General features: G+C 38.8%; 16 protein-coding genes and 1 riboswitch. Of the genes, 1 reads left to right on the top strand and 15 read right to left on the bottom strand.

Annotation, left to right across the window (positions count from 1 at the left end):
• Positions 1 to 5: 5 nt before the first annotated feature.
• From Q5794_RS15445 to Q5794_RS15455, 3 genes are all read right to left on the bottom strand, one after another.
• Positions 6 to 1,289: an ABC transporter ATP-binding protein gene (locus Q5794_RS15445; RefSeq protein ID WP_328246442.1), complete on the bottom strand. Its 1,284-nt coding sequence runs from the start codon at positions 1,287 to 1,289 to the stop codon at positions 6 to 8.
• Entirely contained in the window at positions 1,286 to 2,344 is a 1,059-nt protein-coding gene (locus tag Q5794_RS15450) for an iron ABC transporter permease (RefSeq protein ID WP_214986841.1), read from the bottom strand. Before Q5794_RS15450 ends, Q5794_RS15445 begins: the two co-directional genes overlap by 4 nt.
• A 200-nt stretch (positions 2,345 to 2,544) precedes the next feature.
• The gene (locus tag Q5794_RS15455) at positions 2,545 to 4,071 is read right to left on the bottom strand and encodes a cobyric acid synthase (RefSeq protein WP_328246441.1); all 1,527 of its coding nucleotides are present in this window, start codon (positions 4,069 to 4,071) and stop codon (positions 2,545 to 2,547) included.
• Between the two features lie 91 nt (positions 4,072 to 4,162).
• Positions 4,163 to 4,343, bottom strand: a riboswitch (cobalamin riboswitch).
• A 147-nt stretch (positions 4,344 to 4,490) separates the two neighbouring features.
• On the opposite strand from Q5794_RS15455, the gene Q5794_RS15460 reads away from it, so the two are divergent.
• On the top strand, positions 4,491 to 5,054 hold the full coding sequence (locus Q5794_RS15460) for a YdcF family protein (protein WP_057235423.1): 564 nt from the start codon (positions 4,491 to 4,493) through the stop codon (positions 5,052 to 5,054).
• Positions 5,055 to 5,112: 58 nt separating this feature from the next.
• On the opposite strand, the gene Q5794_RS15465 is transcribed toward Q5794_RS15460, so the two are convergent.
• The 12 genes from Q5794_RS15465 to Q5794_RS15520 form a co-directional block, all read right to left on the bottom strand.
• Complete coding sequence (locus tag Q5794_RS15465) at positions 5,113 to 6,684, bottom strand: APC family permease (protein WP_057235420.1); 1,572 nt, start codon at positions 6,682 to 6,684, stop codon at positions 5,113 to 5,115.
• 425 nt (positions 6,685 to 7,109) lie between these two features.
• Positions 7,110 to 7,757 (bottom strand): nitroreductase family protein, encoded by a 648-nt coding sequence (locus tag Q5794_RS15470; protein WP_057235419.1) that lies wholly within the window; start codon positions 7,755 to 7,757, stop codon positions 7,110 to 7,112.
• Between the two features lie 467 nt (positions 7,758 to 8,224).
• Positions 8,225 to 8,974: an SDR family oxidoreductase gene (locus Q5794_RS15475; protein ID WP_214986843.1), complete on the bottom strand. Its 750-nt coding sequence runs from the start codon at positions 8,972 to 8,974 to the stop codon at positions 8,225 to 8,227.
• 21 nt (positions 8,975 to 8,995) lie between these two features.
• Positions 8,996 to 9,967, bottom strand: a complete 972-nt coding sequence (locus tag Q5794_RS15480) for a DHH family phosphoesterase (RefSeq protein WP_057235414.1) — start codon at positions 9,965 to 9,967, stop codon at positions 8,996 to 8,998.
• Positions 9,968 to 10,309: 342 nt separating this feature from the next.
• Positions 10,310 to 10,858, bottom strand: a complete 549-nt coding sequence (gene hxlB / locus Q5794_RS15485; protein ID WP_374988140.1) for a 6-phospho-3-hexuloisomerase — start codon at positions 10,856 to 10,858, stop codon at positions 10,310 to 10,312.
• The gene (gene hxlA / locus Q5794_RS15490) at positions 10,858 to 11,493 is read right to left on the bottom strand and encodes a 3-hexulose-6-phosphate synthase (RefSeq protein WP_214986845.1); all 636 of its coding nucleotides are present in this window, start codon (positions 11,491 to 11,493) and stop codon (positions 10,858 to 10,860) included. The genes hxlB and hxlA overlap by 1 nt, the downstream gene beginning before the upstream one ends.
• Before the next feature lie 101 nt (positions 11,494 to 11,594).
• A complete protein-coding gene (locus Q5794_RS15495) occupies positions 11,595 to 12,605 on the bottom strand; it encodes a LacI family DNA-binding transcriptional regulator (protein WP_192994006.1) in 1,011 nt (336 codons plus the stop codon).
• Positions 12,606 to 12,706: 101 nt separating this feature from the next.
• Positions 12,707 to 13,351 carry a bifunctional 4-hydroxy-2-oxoglutarate aldolase/2-dehydro-3-deoxy-phosphogluconate aldolase gene (locus tag Q5794_RS15500; RefSeq protein WP_057235406.1) on the bottom strand — a complete coding sequence of 215 codons (645 nt, stop codon included), beginning with the start codon at positions 13,349 to 13,351 and terminating at the stop codon, positions 12,707 to 12,709.
• Positions 13,352 to 13,377: 26 nt separating this feature from the next.
• Positions 13,378 to 14,658, bottom strand: a complete 1,281-nt coding sequence (locus Q5794_RS15505) for an MFS transporter (RefSeq protein WP_025751233.1) — start codon at positions 14,656 to 14,658, stop codon at positions 13,378 to 13,380.
• Between the two features lie 2 nt (positions 14,659 to 14,660).
• Positions 14,661 to 15,620, bottom strand: a complete 960-nt coding sequence (locus Q5794_RS15510; RefSeq protein ID WP_192994008.1) for a sugar kinase — start codon at positions 15,618 to 15,620, stop codon at positions 14,661 to 14,663.
• Positions 15,617 to 16,360, bottom strand: a complete 744-nt coding sequence (locus Q5794_RS15515; protein ID WP_214986846.1) for a sugar phosphate isomerase/epimerase — start codon at positions 16,358 to 16,360, stop codon at positions 15,617 to 15,619. Before Q5794_RS15515 ends, Q5794_RS15510 begins: the two co-directional genes overlap by 4 nt.
• A 157-nt stretch (positions 16,361 to 16,517) precedes the next feature.
• Positions 16,518 to 17,246: a hypothetical protein gene (locus Q5794_RS15520; protein WP_192994012.1), complete on the bottom strand. Its 729-nt coding sequence runs from the start codon at positions 17,244 to 17,246 to the stop codon at positions 16,518 to 16,520.
• Between the last annotated feature and the right edge of the window lie 125 nt (positions 17,247 to 17,371).

The raw sequence follows: 17,371 nt of genomic DNA on the forward strand, positions 1-17,371 counted from the left end.
ACTGCTTATTTAAAGCAATTGTCGGTCATTTTTGTTTCCATAAATAGTTGTAATTCTTTTTGGAGGCGTTCCATCAAGAACTCTGAAATTTCTTCTTGATTTTCTTCTTTATGATGAGATGATGCTACAACAATACGTCCTGTTTTTCCTAAGAAAGCCCGGTACTCAATTACCTTCATCGCAGCATGAAGTAAGTTCGCGTCCGAAAGCGGCGCATTTGTTAGTAGAACAATATTTACTTCGTTTTCTTTTTGTCCATGTGTCAGCACAGCCAGCCACGAGTAACCTTTATCGTCTTTTAAGCGAACTTCATGACTAGATAAAGACGCAGATTTCCACGCCGCGTTAGCACTGCTTTGCTGTTGAACAATTTCTTGACACCAGTCTAGACCTGTTTCATTTGAACCAAGGGAAAGAGTTCTCAAAGGACGAACAAAGGATAAACATAGCTTGCCCGGTTCCTTTTGTAACTGATACAACTCATGAAAGTCCGTCTCTGGATATTGATACGGCGGCACAAAAGCAATTTGTCGCTTGTTCACAGAGGGATGGTGAAATACATGCAAATCAACGCCATATACTCTTTTTAACGTAGCTGCATCCTGAAAAATGGCATCCATCCCCGTTTCTTCTACTCTTCCATCTTTCAATAACACGGCATTATCTGCAAACAGCGAGGCGATGTTGAGATCATGCAAAATGGCCAAAACCGTTAAGCTCATTTCCTGCTGTAAAGTTTTTAACAGCTGAAGCAGTTCCATTGTATGTTTTACATCTAAGTGATTCGTTGGTTCATCAAGAAGTAAGTAGTCAGGTTCTTGCGCTAGTGCTTTAGCGAGTAAAACCCGCTGTTTTTCTCCACCGCTTAGCGATTGAAAAGTATGATTTCTATAGTGCCAGACGTTTGTTAATTTCATCACGCTTTCCACTACTTCTTCATCCTGTGCTGATACGGTGCTAAACAAACCTTTTGCCTGATAAGGATAACGTCCAAGTGAAACAATTTCTTGAACCGTAAATTCTAATCCAATTTGATTTTCTTGCGTCATGACTGCAACTTTTTGCGCCAGTTGTTTTGGTGAATAAGCCTTCACTGACTTTCCTTCTACCTTCACTTCTCCTGATTGAATGGTTAATACATTCATAATTAAGCGAATAAGCGTTGTTTTCCCGCTTCCATTTGGTCCTAGTAAAGCAACAAAAGAACCTTTGTCTACGGTGAACGTGATGTCACGAACGGTCGGCTGCTGCTTATCGTATCCTCCTGTCACATTATATAGTTCAATCATGATATTCCTCTCTTCCGCATACGTTCTTTTACAAGGAGCAGGGTGAAAATCGGCGAACCAATTAAGGCGGTTACGACTCCAATCGGCAGTTCACGAGGTTCTAATATCGTTCGTGCCAATAAATCTGCTAAAACCAAATAACTTCCTCCAATTAAAATAGAAAGCGGCAGTACATGCTTATGATTAGCTCCCGCTACGAGACGCACTACGTGGGGAATAACTAAGCCAACAAATCCAATTGCCCCAGATACTGATACCGCAGCCCCTGTTAATACGGATGCACCTATTAAAATCATTCTTTTTTTCTTCTTTACGTCTATTCCCATAAACTGAGCGGATTGATCGCCAAATGCTAAGCCGTTCAGCTCTTTTACATGTAACAGCAGCATAATTGTACCGATCAAAAAGAACGGCCCTAAAATTTGAATATGAGACCATCCTCTCATTGATACGCTTCCCATTAGCCAATATAAAACCTGCCTTACATCTTCCTCGGGAGAAAGAGCCACAATTAATGAAATAAGCGCGCTCATAAAGGATGATAAAATAATCCCCGCTAAGATGATGGTTTCATTGGCCAAATTGCCGCTTGCGAGTTTCGTAATACCAAAAACTAAAAGAAGAGTAATAAAACCAGATACAATGCCGACTACAGGCAGCGTGAAGATAGACAAACCAAAAATACTCCAATGAAAATAAATTGCCATAACAGAGCCAAGGGTTGCACCTGAGGAAACTCCGATCGTGTAAGGATCGGCAAGAGAATTTCGTAGTAGTCCTTGAAAAGCAGCCCCTGCTATCGAAAGCGAAGCTCCTACTAAAAATGCCACCAGTACTCTTGGGAACCGAATTTGCCAAATGATTAAATCCATATTTTCCGGACCATGATATAAGGATAGTCCGGTAAGGTGGCCAATAATGATTTTGATTGTATCTCCTACGGTTAACGAAACCGTACCAATAAATACGCCCATGATAACCGAAGTACATACAATAAATAAACTCACTATGTATAGAATAGATGTTTTGTTAAAAAAGATACGTTTAAAAATCAATACTTTCAGCTCCTCTAGGAAACGAGGCGTGATGTTTTACATTAACCATTCATTTTCCTGTCCATAAACCATGTTTCCACCATGCATTAAGTTGGAAACAATCATCTTTTATTTGTTACGAGTGCTAGACTGTTGAACTAGGCAACGTAGAATAGCGTACTAAAGTTCTCGGTAAAAAAACAAGCGAAAGCCTCTACAAGCTATACTTTTTGTGTTTGCTCCGGGCTTTTATAGTTGTCTATTAAATGATACAGCTTTTCCATATCTACAGCTTCTCTCACATATGCTGCTGCTTTTGAAAAAGACTCCTCTTTTTGCAGGCGAGTGTTGAATGTGTCCGTAATAGGCGGCAATTTTTTATGTTTACGAATTTGATTAAGCAAAGCTCTGCGCAAAGCATCGTTATGAAACACATCATGAACATACGTGCCAATAACGTTGTCTTTAACTGTTCCTTCTTTTTCATGCTCTACCACTGCAAAAGCTTCCGTGGTGCTCTTAGAAATCGTCTTTCCCATATGAATTTCGTAGCCTTCAATCGAAACTCTTTCACTTTCTAGCTGGACATACCCAGAAACTCTTTCTGTTTTTTTGCTGGTTGTCATAACGGTTTCCACTGGAAGCAAGCCCAGCCCTTTAATGGATTCAATCCGAGATTCTACTGCATCAGGGTCTGTGATTGTCTCCCCTAGCATTTGATACCCTCCGCAGATGCCAATGACGTGAACGTTCGTTGTGTTCAAAACTTGATTAATGGCTAGAGCCAGGCCGCTTTCTTGTAAAAACTGCGCATCTTCAATCGTATTTTTACTTCCTGGTAAAACAATTAAATCAGGGGACCCTAATTGTGACGGCTTGGTCACAAGTCTCACGTGACAGTCTTCTTCTAAGCTTAAAGGATCGATGTCTGTAAAATTTGAGATGCGCGGGTATGAGATAACCGCAATATCAATTTCTTTTAACGGATTCACAAGCGTTGAGTAATTTCTAAGTGATAACGAATCTTCCGCGTCAATTTCCACGTTGTTCATATAAGGAATAACTCCTAGAACCGGAACACCCGTGTATTCTTCAAACCACTTCAACCCTGGTTTTAAAAGTTCTAAATCTCCTCGGAATTTATTAATTAACACCCCGATAACTCTAGACTTGTGTTCATCTGGAAGCAATTGAAGAGTACCCACTAGGCTCGCGAAAACTCCTCCTTTATCAATATCTCCTACTAACACAACAGGCGCTTCTGCTATTTTTGCAACGCGCATATTTACGAGTTCCCGATCGTTCAAATTGACTTCAGCAGGACTTCCAGCACCTTCAATCACAATTCGATCATAATGATTGGCAAGCTCTTTATAAGCTTCCGTGATAACGTTCAAACCTTCATTAAAAAATTCTTGCCGATACTGAAAAGCAAACATATTACGTAGCGGTTTTCCGTGAACAACAATTTGAGATTCATGATCACGAGTTGGTTTAATTAAAATAGGATTCATATTGGTTGTTGCTTCTACTCCAGCCGCTTCTGCTTGAATTCCTTGCGCTCTGCCAATTTCTTTTCCATCCATTGTAATGTATGAATTAAGCGCCATATTTTGCGATTTAAACGGTGCAGTTTGATAGCCATCTTCTTTAAAAATACGGCAAAATGCTGTAGCAATCATGCTTTTTCCAGCGTCTGAGTGCGTTCCTTGAATCATAAGCGGTTTTCCTTTTTTCACTTTTTCCACTCCCTACCACATAAAAAAACCTTAACTGTAAAAGTCAAGGTTTGGTCATGCGCTCATTAACACATTGTCTTGACTTATTTCTCCCACCGAAAAATAAGGGGTTTTTAAAAGCAGGTCTCCTGGCTCATGCTTCGTTTTACTTCTGCACCCTTCCTAGTTTGACTAGTGGGTCTTTGCAGGTTCATCCACATTTACAGTAGCGGGGGCTGCACCGGATTTACACCGATTTCCCTATTATCCTCCTTAGAGGCACTTTTAAAATCATTTATTCTTTATTGTAACGAATTTTATAACCATTCACAATAACGATTTTCTTCTATTATTATATATTACTGTGTTTATACTTATTTGGGTCTCGTATGCTATAATAACAATTATTTTCCAAACATCTTATGAAATAGCTAGGAAGGTGCTCACAGTTGAAGAAAAAAATGATTTATACCTTTATTGGTTCTCTTGTTCTTTATATAGCAATTATATCTTTTTGTATGTATCAAACTGCTCACAAGCCTGTTCCACAAAACACAGATTATGTGCTCGTTTTAGGTTCTAAAGTAGATGGTGATCAAATGTCTCCTAGTTTAAAAGAACGAGTAAAGACGGCTTTATCTTATTTACAAGCACATCAACAAACAAAAGTTATCGTAACGGGCGGAAAAGGATCCGATGAAGAAATTTCTGAAGCAGAGGCAGCCTATCGTTTTCTGCGGAAAGAAGGAATTAAAAAGAATCGAATTATAAAAGAAGATCAGTCAACTTCTACTTTTGAGAATTTTACTTTTACTAAACAGAAAGTTGATATTCAACACAAAAAAGTCGTGCTTGTTAGCAGTGATTTTCATTTATTTCGCGCCTCTATTATTGCCAAACGTCAAGGCTTTGACGTTTATCCCTTAGGTGCAAAGACACCAAATTCAATTAAACTTCAAGCCTACTTTCGTGAGTATGCTGCTATATTAAAAACATGGCTGTTTGATAAATAAATAGAGTATACGCCTATACAAACGAAAAACACGGCATGAATTCATGCCGTGTTTTTTATTAATCATCTGTATCGATAACTGCTTTTGGTAAACCTGTATATTTCGCCCAGTAGAAAATACCAAGTGAAACAAGAGCAATTAAAATTAAGTCAAGCGGGTTGCTTAACACACCTTGTCCTCCACCAAATGAACCTAGATAAGAGATAACAAGCATAATAATATAATAAGCAACTAGCCACCAAGCAGATTTAAGCTGCTGTGCAAATTTTACGACGTCAGTTGGTACGTATTTCTTAAACGCTACGTAGATAACAACCATTAGAAGCTGTGATCCTAGAAGCCAAGAAATTGTCGTCCACCCTGACCAATACACGATGTATGAACAGAAAATAAATGAAACAGGAGCAATAACGCTCATACCTTTCAATTTAAAAGGTTTTTTAAGGTCTTTTGCATTTACTCTGAATGCAGCAGCAGAAATTGGCGCAATCGCATAAGACAGAATAAGTGCCACTGAACATACGTTTACTAGCGCTTCCCAAGAAGGAAATGGCAGTGTCCAGAATACGGACATTCCAAATGATAGCCATAGTGACGCACGCGGAATTCCTGTTTTCTTATCTACTTTTGAGAAACGTTTAAACAGTGTTCCATTACGAGACCAAGCATAAACTAAACGAGAAGTTGTATTCATGAAGATGTTCCCGTTACCGCCTGGTGATAAAATAGCATCAAAAATAACAAGCGTTACTAACCAGCCAAGGCCTAAAATAAGTGCAATATCTTTAAATGGTAAAGAGAATTGCTCTTGAATTGTTCCCCATCCTCCTGATAGCATATCAGCCGGGATGTTACCAATGAACAATACTTGCAGTGCTGTGTAAATAATCGCTGAAAGTACAATACAGATAATGAGCGCGATTGGAATATTACGCTGCGGGTTTTTAACTTCACTGGCTACAGAAACAATAGGGTGAAGTCCTAGGTAAGCAAACATAACGCCACCTGTTGAAATGGCTGCTTGAATACCATTAAAACCAAACGGAGTAAAATCGCCAGTTGTAAAGTTAGCTGATTTAAAGTGATAAGCTAACACGACGATAATTGTAAGAGGAACCGCATATTTGAACACAGATATAATGACATTTGACTTAGCAAATGCTTTTACACTTACGTAGTTAATGATAAAAAATAGCGTTAATAACGCGAACTGAAATAACCAGCCGATTGTAGTAGGCGATTCAGAACCATGTTTAGTTAGACCAGGAAGCCAAAACGCAACATACTGACGTACAGCCGTTACCTCGATGGCAATCAAACTTGTGTAAGCAATAATGGTAATGAATGAAATTAAGTAACCCACTAAATGACCATGTGAGTAAACCGGATAACGGATAATTCCACCGGTACGCGGCAGCGCTGCTCCAAGTTCAGCATATACTAAACCGATAAGTAAAATAATGACTCCGCCAATCAGCCATGAAAAACTTCCGGCTGGACCAGCCTTTGACGCTACGTTACTAACCGCAAATAACCAGGCGGAACCAAAGATAGCTCCCATCCCAATTAACGTTAGGTCAAGTAACGATATTGATTTTTTAAATTTTCCTTGATTTCCTTGATCAGACATAAAATCCTCCTTTAAAATTCCCACTCCACATATCTACGCCCTTGCGTCCGATATGGGATTCTTTACATCATCCTCCTCTTACTAAGACCTCACAAGTGGATATGTTAACAAATATTCTCTAAAAAACCAAGTTAAAAACTTTATTTTTTTGTAAAACATCGTTGAATTGCTTATGTATAGCGCATAAATTCCACAGAAGATTTGAGGACTACTCCTCCTATTTAACCGCATTTTTCTTAGGTTAAACATAAAAGAATATTCAAACTATTTACTGAAAAAAAGGTCTGAGACATAACGAAATCAACCGCTAGAAGCAGCTACATACGCAACACCTACGCTTGCCATACCAATGAAAAAATCCGAACGATTCATCGTTCGGATTTTGCTTCAACTAAAATAATTTTGTCCGTACCTCTTTTTTTTGCTTATTTAAATACTTTTACACGTTCAGTTAGCGGTTGAAATTCTTTTTCTCCCGCAGGTGACACAGGATTACCAAATGGCATTTGGGCAATTAATTTCCATGAGCTTGGAATATTCCAAGCTGCTTTTACTTCATCGTCAATCAATGGATTGTAATGCTGTAATGTTGCTCCTAGGCCTTCGAGCTCAAGCGCTGTCCAAATCACATGCTGCAGCATGCCTGATGATTGGTTAGACCAAACCGGGAAATTTTCGCTGTAAGATGCGAACTGCTTTTGCAGCCCTTCAACTACTTCTTGATTTTCAAAGAAAAGAACTGTTCCATAGCCGCTTCCAAATAAGTTCATTTTTTGATCCGTATCTGAAAAATTTTCAGCTGGAACAATTTTACGAAGTGTTTCTCTCGTAATATCCCATACTTTATCATGCTGTTCGCCAAATAAAACGACTACGCGTGCGCTTTGGGAATTAAATGCTGAAGGAGTATGTTTCACCGCAAAGTTAATAATTTCTTCAATTTTTTCTTCTGATATTTTTACATTTTTATCAATTGCATAAATAGAACGTCGGTTTTTAATTGCTTCATAAAAATCTTTTCCAACCTGTTGTTGATCACTTGATTTATCAAATAATTTATCTAAAAAACCCATTTTCCACACTCCTAATTGTTTGTTTTTTTAAGCTTAAATTGCATGTTTATACCCTTCCCCCTGATAAAAGGAGATAAACAAGATATAATGAATTCTTATATCTCTAATTCGAGATATTAAACTAAAAAAATATTAATTGAAATTTAATTACTTTATGTAACTTACTTTACAATGATCATTATTATCTGTCAACAGAAAAATTATTATTTTTTTGTTGATCATCAAAAGAGGTTGAGACATAACGAAATGAATCCAATCTAAAATGAACAAATGGGATATATGAGCTGAACCGCTTTTTCCGCAGGAGTCTTCGTCGTGCCCTTCAATCAACTGCTAGAAGGAACGAAACAGGTGAAACCTACGTTCACCGTAATAAAAAAACGAACCGCTAATCAAAAATTTTGATCAATGGTTCATTTTTTCACTTCGTCTAAAATACTTTTGTCTCAGTCTTTTTTCGTAGATGCTTAATGTTCATAAATCATCTTTCGCGTCATTCCCCCGTCTACTACGAGGTTAGCTCCTGTTACAAAATCATTTTCAACGTTTGTTAAGTACGTACACGCTCTTGAGATATCGGCTGGCGTTCCCACCCGATTAGACGGATGCTGCGTATGATCGATTTCACGAAGGCCATCGTAGTCAGATGTCTCAATCCATCCTGGAGAAATAGCATTTACTGTGATGTTGTCATCACCAAGTGAAATGGCAAGTGCATGAGTTAAAGCAACGATTCCTCCTTTTGTAGCCGCATAGGCTTCTGTGTGAGGTTCAGACATTGTAGCTCTCGTAGAAGCTAAGTTTACAATGGAGCCTCCGCTTTCGTTTTTTCTCATCACCTTAGCTGCTTCGCGAGAGCATAGAAACACACTGCGCAGGTTCGTATTGATAATGTCATCCCATTCATCAATGGTTAGCTCATACGGTGATTTCCAGCGGGAAACGCCTGCATTATTAATCAAAATATGTATCGTTCCATACGTACTGACCGTTTTTTCAACGAGATTTAAAATGTCGCCTTCTTTTCGGACGTCTGTTTTCACAAAAATGGCTTCTCCGCCTTGTCTTTGAATAGCTTCTGCGTGACCCTCTCCTTCGGTTTCGTCCACATCTGCCAATACCACTTTTGCTCCTTGTTTCGCGTATGCGCGGGATACATCTTTACCTATTCCGTTCGCAGCTCCGGTAACAACAACAACTAAATCTTTAAACGACATATCATCTCCTCCTTATACGCTTTATTCACTTTTTTCTTCGTCTTTAAACAAGTGATCCGTGACGAAAAGAGCAAATGTTTCAGCCGTTAACTTGCATCCAGAAGCTTTTGGGTGACCTCCTCCTCCAAGGTGCCCAACAATTTCTGCTAAGTTGATTTCGTCTTTTACTGCACGGAAGCCAATCTTTTGGCGTCCCATGTCCACCATAACGGAAAAGTCGATATCTTCGTTTTCTAGACACAGTGCATTTCCTAGCTCAGACTGATATGTATCTGCAAATACAATTCCTGCGTTGTACGCTGTTTTATCAATTTCAACCCTTTCTTTTATGATTTGTTTTTGTTTGTCATAAATGTATTTTTCAATCTTTTTTTCTTCTGCTTCTAGTAAAATTTCGTGTTTGTCCGTAAACGTAAATTCTTGATTTTCAGTATGATACGATTCACGAAGTGTTTCTAGAATGGTTTCTTTAAATTCTTCATGTGGAATTAGATAATATAGGTGATTAAGGCGCTTTGCTTTCAAGTTATTTTCATGGAACCAGTCCCACGTATCAAATAAGCGCACAAGTTCTACGTACTCATCAAGCAACGCCGTTTTTTGAAGCATGTTGTGGCGCACTAAGTAGTCGTAGAAAAGAGATGTAGCTGCCGTCTTTTTACCGTTTTCATCTTCTGCAATAACATGAACCCAATCGTATTTCTCAGCTAGTGGAAGAGCAGAGATATGATGGTCAATAAGAGTGATTTGCTGGCCTTTTTTTACCAGTTCATTTAATTTTTCCGCTACTTCCTCATTTACGCTAATATCCGTTATGTATAAAGCTGTGTCTCCATCGTTTTCTTCTTCAATAAAATGCGTCACTGTGTCATTGATGCGGCCAATGCTTACCGTGCTGTAATCAAAGTTGCCATCGCCAAACGCTAACCGACCCAATAGTGCTGGACTTACCCCGTCTAAATCGTTATGTGAAATTAATTTTATTTTTGTCATTAATCAAAACTCCTTTATTTTCAGTCGCCTTAGTATATGTACCGGCTTGTATATTATAGCAATTTCAGCATAAAAATGCTGTCATTTACTTTGAAGAGAAGGAATATATTCGCAATAAACAAAAGCGAAGTAAACGTTTAGACTTAGACTTGCCTGTATCAAAAGAGAGTGAGACATAACTATATCGATTCAATCAACAGCTAGAAGCAACTACACACATGAAACCTACGCTCACCAATACCAATGAAAAAATCCGAACGAATGTGATTCTTTATCAAGAATCTCGATTCATCGTTCGGATTTTCTTTTAAATAACCTACTTTTGTTCTAGCCTCTTTCCTCTTATTCTAAATTGCTATGCTGCTTAAACGCCTGTTCATGATCCGTGTGATTCAAATTCCCGTATTCTAAACAAATGGTATCAAATACAACGTGAGCACATTGATCGAATAACGAGCCAAGTGGCTGAATGGAAGCTGCTTCATTTTCGCTTCGATATTTGGTTGCAGCAGGAAGGTGTAGCAGCTCATCAGTATGAGCAGTTAATGGTGATTCTGTACTAGCTGAAATGCCGATAACTGAACATTCTACTTCTTTGGCTTTTTTAGCTACACTCACCACTTGCTGTGTTTTTCCTGAACCAGATACGGCCACCAACACGTCACCTGCTGCAATCGAAGGAGTAATGGTCTCCCCTACAACATATACTGTCGCACCTAAATGCATCAGTCTCATCGCAAATGATTTGCCCATTAACCCAGAGCGGCCTTCGCCTATAACAAAAACTCGTTTCGCTTGGTAAAGTGAAAACGCTACTTCTTCTATTTGCGGTTCTTTTATGTGATTCATTACGGCCGTAATTTCGTCTAAAATCGTTTGTGTTTTTGTCATTATACGTTCCCCCTGCTCATAAATAAGTTTTGAAATTCAGCAGATGCCTTTGCCACATCCGCACTTTTTGTAATCGCTGATCCAATAATCGCGACGTCCGCCTTCATTTGAAGTAATGATGGTGCTGAAGCCGGATTAATTCCTCCTGCTACGGCCATTTGGGCATCTGGATGAAAATATTGTCGCAAATTTATTTGACTGAGTGATTTTCCTTCTTTTTCTTGTTCATCTTTGCTGATGTGATGGCAAAAAATAGCATTTTCATAAATACCTACTTGCTTTTGCAAGTCACTTGACGTGTTTAATAAATCAACCATCATTTTTTTATTCCACTTTTCGCTGACATTTGCACAGGTCTCTATCGTTGGTGAAGGTGATACACCCATGACCGTTGCTACATCTGCTCCTGCTTGATAGCACATTGTAAACTCATACTCTGCGTTATCGATCGTTTTGATATCTGCTACAATTGTCTTATCCGGAAATGCCTGTTTAATTTTATAAATGCTTTCAATTCCGTATTCTTTTATAAGAGATGTACCTACTTCAATCCAATCAACAGAGGGTTCTGCCAGCTTGGCAAGGGTAATAGCTTCTTCAATTGTGACACGATCTAATGCTAATTGTATCTTCATATTTTTTCTCCTCACTTTCCACTAAACCGGTTTAGTAACAGCGTAAAAAAACCAATATTTTGATGAGCTAAAAAGAGCACGCCATAGGCGCTCTTTTTAGCTTAATGCGACAAAGTTGTTTCACGAATAATTAATTCACACTCATACTGGTACTCTTCATAAGCTATCTTTTCTTTCAAAATTTGTTTAATAAGTAAATCTGCTGCTTTTGTTCCCATATCAAAAGCGGGCTGCGAAATCGTCGTAACGGCAGGCGTTGCTACATCTGCGTAAGGAATATTATCATAAACAATTAAAGATAAATCATTTGGGATATTAAATCCGTGTTGTTTAATAAATTTCTGCACTTCAATGAATACTAAATCGTTTCCAGCAAGCAGCGCTGTCGGCGGATTATCGGCTGCAAATAGCTTCTCAAGCGCTTTTTGCATGTCCGCTTTTTTGCAGTTGATAATCATGGATTCATTTACAGGCATATTGGCTGATGTTAACGCTTCTTTGTACCCTTCTACACGTTCAATCCGGGGTGTAATAGTTAATGGTTCTGTAATAATCGCTATATGCTTATGTCCAAGATCGAGCAGATGCAAAATAGCCTGTTTTGTGGCTTCTTGGTTATTCGCCACTACGGATGGAATTTTTCCTTTTACATCATGAATTTTACGATCCATAATAACAACCGGATATTCTTCTTTGATCATCTGCTCATAAAGAGAAGTATTGGCTCCCGTTGGAAATAAAATAAGGCCATCTACTTGCTTTGCTTTTAACATATTAATATATTTCTTTTCTTTATCAGGGTCATCATCTGCGTTACAGATGATGGCATGTATATCTTGTGAATGGCAATAGTCTTCAATTGCACGGATGACTTCAGTAGAAAATCTGTGCATAATATTCGCGACAATAATCCCAATCATTGACGTTCGCTTTTGTTTTAAGCTCCTTGCTAGATAGTTGGGCTGATAGCCGAGTGTATCAATCGCTTCTTTAATTTTCTTTCGTGTTTCTTCGCCCATATATTCATACCGCTTGTTAATGTATTGTGATACGGTGCTTTTGGAGACATTTGCTGCTTTTGCAACGTCCAGCATAGTAACTTTTTGCATCATAATCCGTCCTTTTCATTCAATCCCTAAAATTATGCTACTCCTAGTGTAAACGAAAAAAACGAAAAAGGAAAAGCCTTCTTGCTAGCAGAAGGCTTTATTTATTAAGCGTACGCAAGCCTAGCTTCTTGAATTTCATGAGTAAAACGCTTCGCTTCCTTTGTTACTTGAAGTAAGTATTCAGGAGTTGGAAGCTGCTTTCCATCCACTAATGTGCTTCCTGCCCCAATAGCAGCTGCTCCAGCTTTAATATAAGCTCCTGCATTTTCAGCCGTAACGCCGCCCGTTGGCATTAATGGAATATGAGGAAGCGGTCCTGCTATATTTTTAAAATAAGCGGGGCCCACTACGCTTGCCGGGAAGACTTTAATCATATCTGCACCGCATTCATAGGCTGTTAAAATTTCAGTGGGTGTAAAAGCGCCTGGAACGCTAATGACTCCGTATCTTTTAGCCGTTTTAATTGTTCGTTCATTAACCGTAGGAGAAAAAATAAATGACGCTCCTGCCATAATAGCAATTCGTGCTGTTTCTTCGTCTAGAACAGTTCCTGCTCCAATAAACATCGAATCGTCAAATTCATTTTTTAATTCTTTAATAACCTCTACAGCAGCAGGGTTTTCCATTGTAATTTCTAGGTTTGTTACTCCGCCTTCTTTTAACGCGTAGGCAAGCGGAATAATTCGCTCAGCACTTGCTCCTCGAATGACCGCTACAATACCGCTACTTGTAATTTTCTCAATATGCATCTCAATTCTCCTTTTCTATCGTTACATTAAGCCGTTGTTTCGACTGGCTTCACACTTTGAACTTCTCTTGGCTTTTTCGTTGCGACAATGGTTAAAACTGCCGCAAGGAATAATGATCCAGCCATAAAGATATATGAAGCGCCAAATCCTCCTGTTGATCCATTTAAAAATCCTACAATATAAGAACCGGCAAATGAACCAAGTGCGCCCATACTATTAATTAAAGCCATCGCTCCACCGGCAACATTACGCGGTAAAATTTCAGGAATAATCGCAAAGAACGGTCCGTACGGAGCGTACATCGTTCCTCCGGCGATAACGAGTAAGGTAAAAGAAAGCCAGAAATTGCTTGTGCCAACTAAATAAGATCCATAAAAAGCAAGTGCTCCTACTAATAAGAACGGCCATACAAATGCGCTGCGTTTTAAAAACTTATCTGACAGATATGAAACCGTTAACATTAATACAACTGCTAATACGTAAGGAACGGAAGCTAACCACCCTGTCTTCACTATACTCATGTTAGGCGCTGCTTTAATAATAGACGGCAGCCACATAACAAATCCGTAGACGCCGATACTCCATAAAGCATATTGAATGCTTAATAAAATGACAGTACGATTTTTGAAAGCTTCTTTATAGCCTTTAACAGGTTTGATTCCTTCTTGTTCTTTTTGCAGCGCATCGTGTAAATCTGCTTTTTCTTTTTTCGACAGCCAGCCTGCATCTTTTGGCTCGTCGTTTACTAGTTTCCACCATAAAAATGCCCAAATAACAGCTGGAAAACCTTCTAAAATAAACATCCATCTCCAGCCAAACGATTCTAGCAAATACCCAGAAACAATAGACATCCAAAGAACGGTTGCCGGGTTTCCTAAAATTAAAAACGTGTTGGCTCTAGAACGTTCTGCTTTTGTAAACCAGTGGCTTAAAAACACGAGCATAGCAGGCATAACGGCACTTTCGACCACTCCTAAAGCAAACCGAATAACAAACAAAAATCCGACGTGGCTTACCATACCCGTAGCTGTAGCAAGTGCTCCCCATAAAATCAGAGACCAAAAAACCAGCTTTTTGGCGCTTTTATTTTCAGCATAGTGAGCGCCTGGAATTTGGAAAAAGAAATAACCTAAGAAAAAGAGCGATCCTAATAAAGACGAAATACCTGGCGTAATATGAAGATCTTCTGCCAGCCCTGCCGCTGCTCCAAAACCATAGTTTGCACGGTCTAAATATGCAAGGCTATACGTAATAAATACGATAGGAATTAATCGAAGCCATCTTTTTTTTGCTAGCTGCTGTTTCATTATCACTTCACTCCTTGTTTTTGGGATTCCATATATCTTTGCAACTGCTGTTCAGTTGGATATCCGTCGTTATCTCCAGGGCTTTGTACAGCTAATGACCCAATAGCATTTGCTCTCCTTACAGACTGAGTAAGAGAATCATTTTGAAGAAGTCCGCTTAACAGTCCTACTGCAAAACCGTCTCCTGCTCCGACTGTATCCACTATTTGTTTCACTTTTATTCCTTCAACCATTCCTTGCTCTTTAGCCGTCTTAAAAAAGGCTCCTTGTTCACCTAGTTTAATAACGACAAGCTCTACGCCTGCATCTAAATAGTAAGAAGCAATGTCTTCTGGATTTTCGTAGCCGGTTAAGATTTTTCCTTCTTCAATACCCGGCAGAACGTAGTTTGCTTGTTTAGCAGCTTCATTGATTGTAATAACCATTTCTTCTTTCGATGCCCAAAGAGTGGGTCTAAGGTTTGGATCAAAGGAAACTGTTCTTCCAGCTGCTTTCATCGATGTAAGTGCATGTAGAGCAAAATCGCGCATACTTGCTGACACAGCAAGCGGTATGCCTGTCATATGCATATGTTTTGCCGCTAAAAAATAGTTTTGATTAAAATCGCCGGGGTCCAAGTGACTGGCTGCTGAATTTTTTCGGAAGTAACAAACTTCCGGATCTCCCACTTCCACTTTTGATTTAATTTGAAAGCCTGTTGCATGCTCGCTATCTACTAGTACACAATCGGTGTTGACTGACTCCTCTTGTAGCCGTTTCATAATAAACGTACCGAAAGGATCGTTGCCGACTTTGCTCACCCAGCCTGCGCGCAGACCGAGACGAGCGAGACCAATTGCTACATTTGTTTCTGCTCCGGCCAGTTCTTTCGTATAATGCTTAATCTCATGCAGCGGTCCTGGTTGTTCTGCCATGAACATCGCCATTGCTTCTCCGAAGGTAATAACTTCTAATGAATTCATTGAACTTCCTCCTGTTCTGCTGCTTGCACCAATGAAATGAAGCCGGGGATTTGTTCCGGTTCATCGATTGGAAACTCTAAAGCTTTAAAAATCGAATGAGAAAACCCTTTCAAAATATCTTTCCACACTTCATTTGAATCGTTTGATATAGCGGTTGTCACTAGCTCTCCGCCGTTTTTTATTACGTGTTTAATATGAATATAGCCCACAAATGACCTTAGCTTTTTGATTGCTTCCTGGGGTTGTTCATGTACATAAAGCCAATTACCAATATCAAACGTCATGGAAACAGGAACTTCGTAAGCGTTATCAAAAAATGCGTGCAGAGATGCTATGCTGCCTCCGTGACTGGTTTGATCGTTTTCTACAAATAGACGTAAAGCTGGAAATGCTTCTAATAGCTGCTGTAAATCTGCTATAGGCGATTGGGGCTGATAAAAACCAAGAGAAACTTTTACCCACTGAGCGCCAAGTGATACGGCTTCTTCAAGAATAGCTTTTAATTCTTGTGTGTTTAACTCTCCATTTTCTCTCCACAGTTCAATTGGAGCCGAATATACTGTAAAAAGCGGATATTTTTCTAATTCTTTGGCAATAAGCTCAATCTCTTGATCTACTTTTTTCATTAACTCTCTTCGAATTTCTACTCCGTGTACTTGCTGCTCATATATTTTCCCAATCATGGTGTGCTGAAAGCCTGTTGTTTCAAATGCATTTAACGGGATAATGATACTATTCATAAATCGACCTACCTTTCTTATTATACTAACTAACCACTTACTAAACCGGTTTAGTAAATCGATTTATCTAAATTATAAGACTATTGAAAGCGCTTTTCAAGCTTTTTTTATAATTTATAAAAAAAAGAAACAACACAGCTTTATGCCGTGTTGTTTCTTAGTGATGATCTGTGCTTTTTACTAGATTGCGATCTTGCTGGTAAATATCATAAATCAAAAAGCTAAAGCCATAGTACAAGACCATGATGACAACTGACTTCGTCATGATAAATAAAGCGCCTAGCCCGATACCAACTAACAGTGTTTGGACACTTAAACGATCACGCTGGAAAGCTAGCTGTGATAGGAAATAACCAATACCAATTAAGACGGCCAACACCCATGTGTTTTCAATGGCTAATATATAGTGACTATATAAATAAAAGCTAGGGAAATAGACGGTGCTTTCTACGAAGCTGGAAATACCGCTGTATGCAAGCCACCACTTTTGCTCTCTTTCCGTTCTAGGAACGGTTGCCTCAATTGACGTGGGCATTTCCTGTTCCACAAAAACCGTTTCTCCATGATCTTTCATCCATTGAAGCATAATGGAAAGAATGATAAAACCTGCAAAGATTAAAAGCAGCAAATATTCAATCCACGCTGGATATGGAGCCGTGCGGTGAATCGTATCGAGATATACTCCCTGTAATCCTAACATAGAAATTGGAACCCTATGGTATACCATCACCGCAATATAAAATAGTAAAATTAGCACATAAAAAAAGAACTGTTCTTTGTAGTAGCGAATTTTTTTGCCTTCTGAAGCAATTCGCTTAACAGTCACGCTTTCCAAGTACGGACGGATAATGCTTATGATAATAATAAGACACGTAAATACAATCATATAGTTATGTAATCACCTTTTCAACTTCGTTATGTAACATATTTTTTCATTTTTTCCATCCGTAAGAACAGTAGGTTAAAAGCCTCTGCACTTTCTTATAGTACCAAAAAACTAAACTTTTTGAC

It is taken from the genome of Priestia megaterium (assembly GCF_041941685.1).
Lineage (GTDB): Bacteria > Bacillota > Bacilli > Bacillales > Bacillaceae_H > Priestia > Priestia megaterium_C.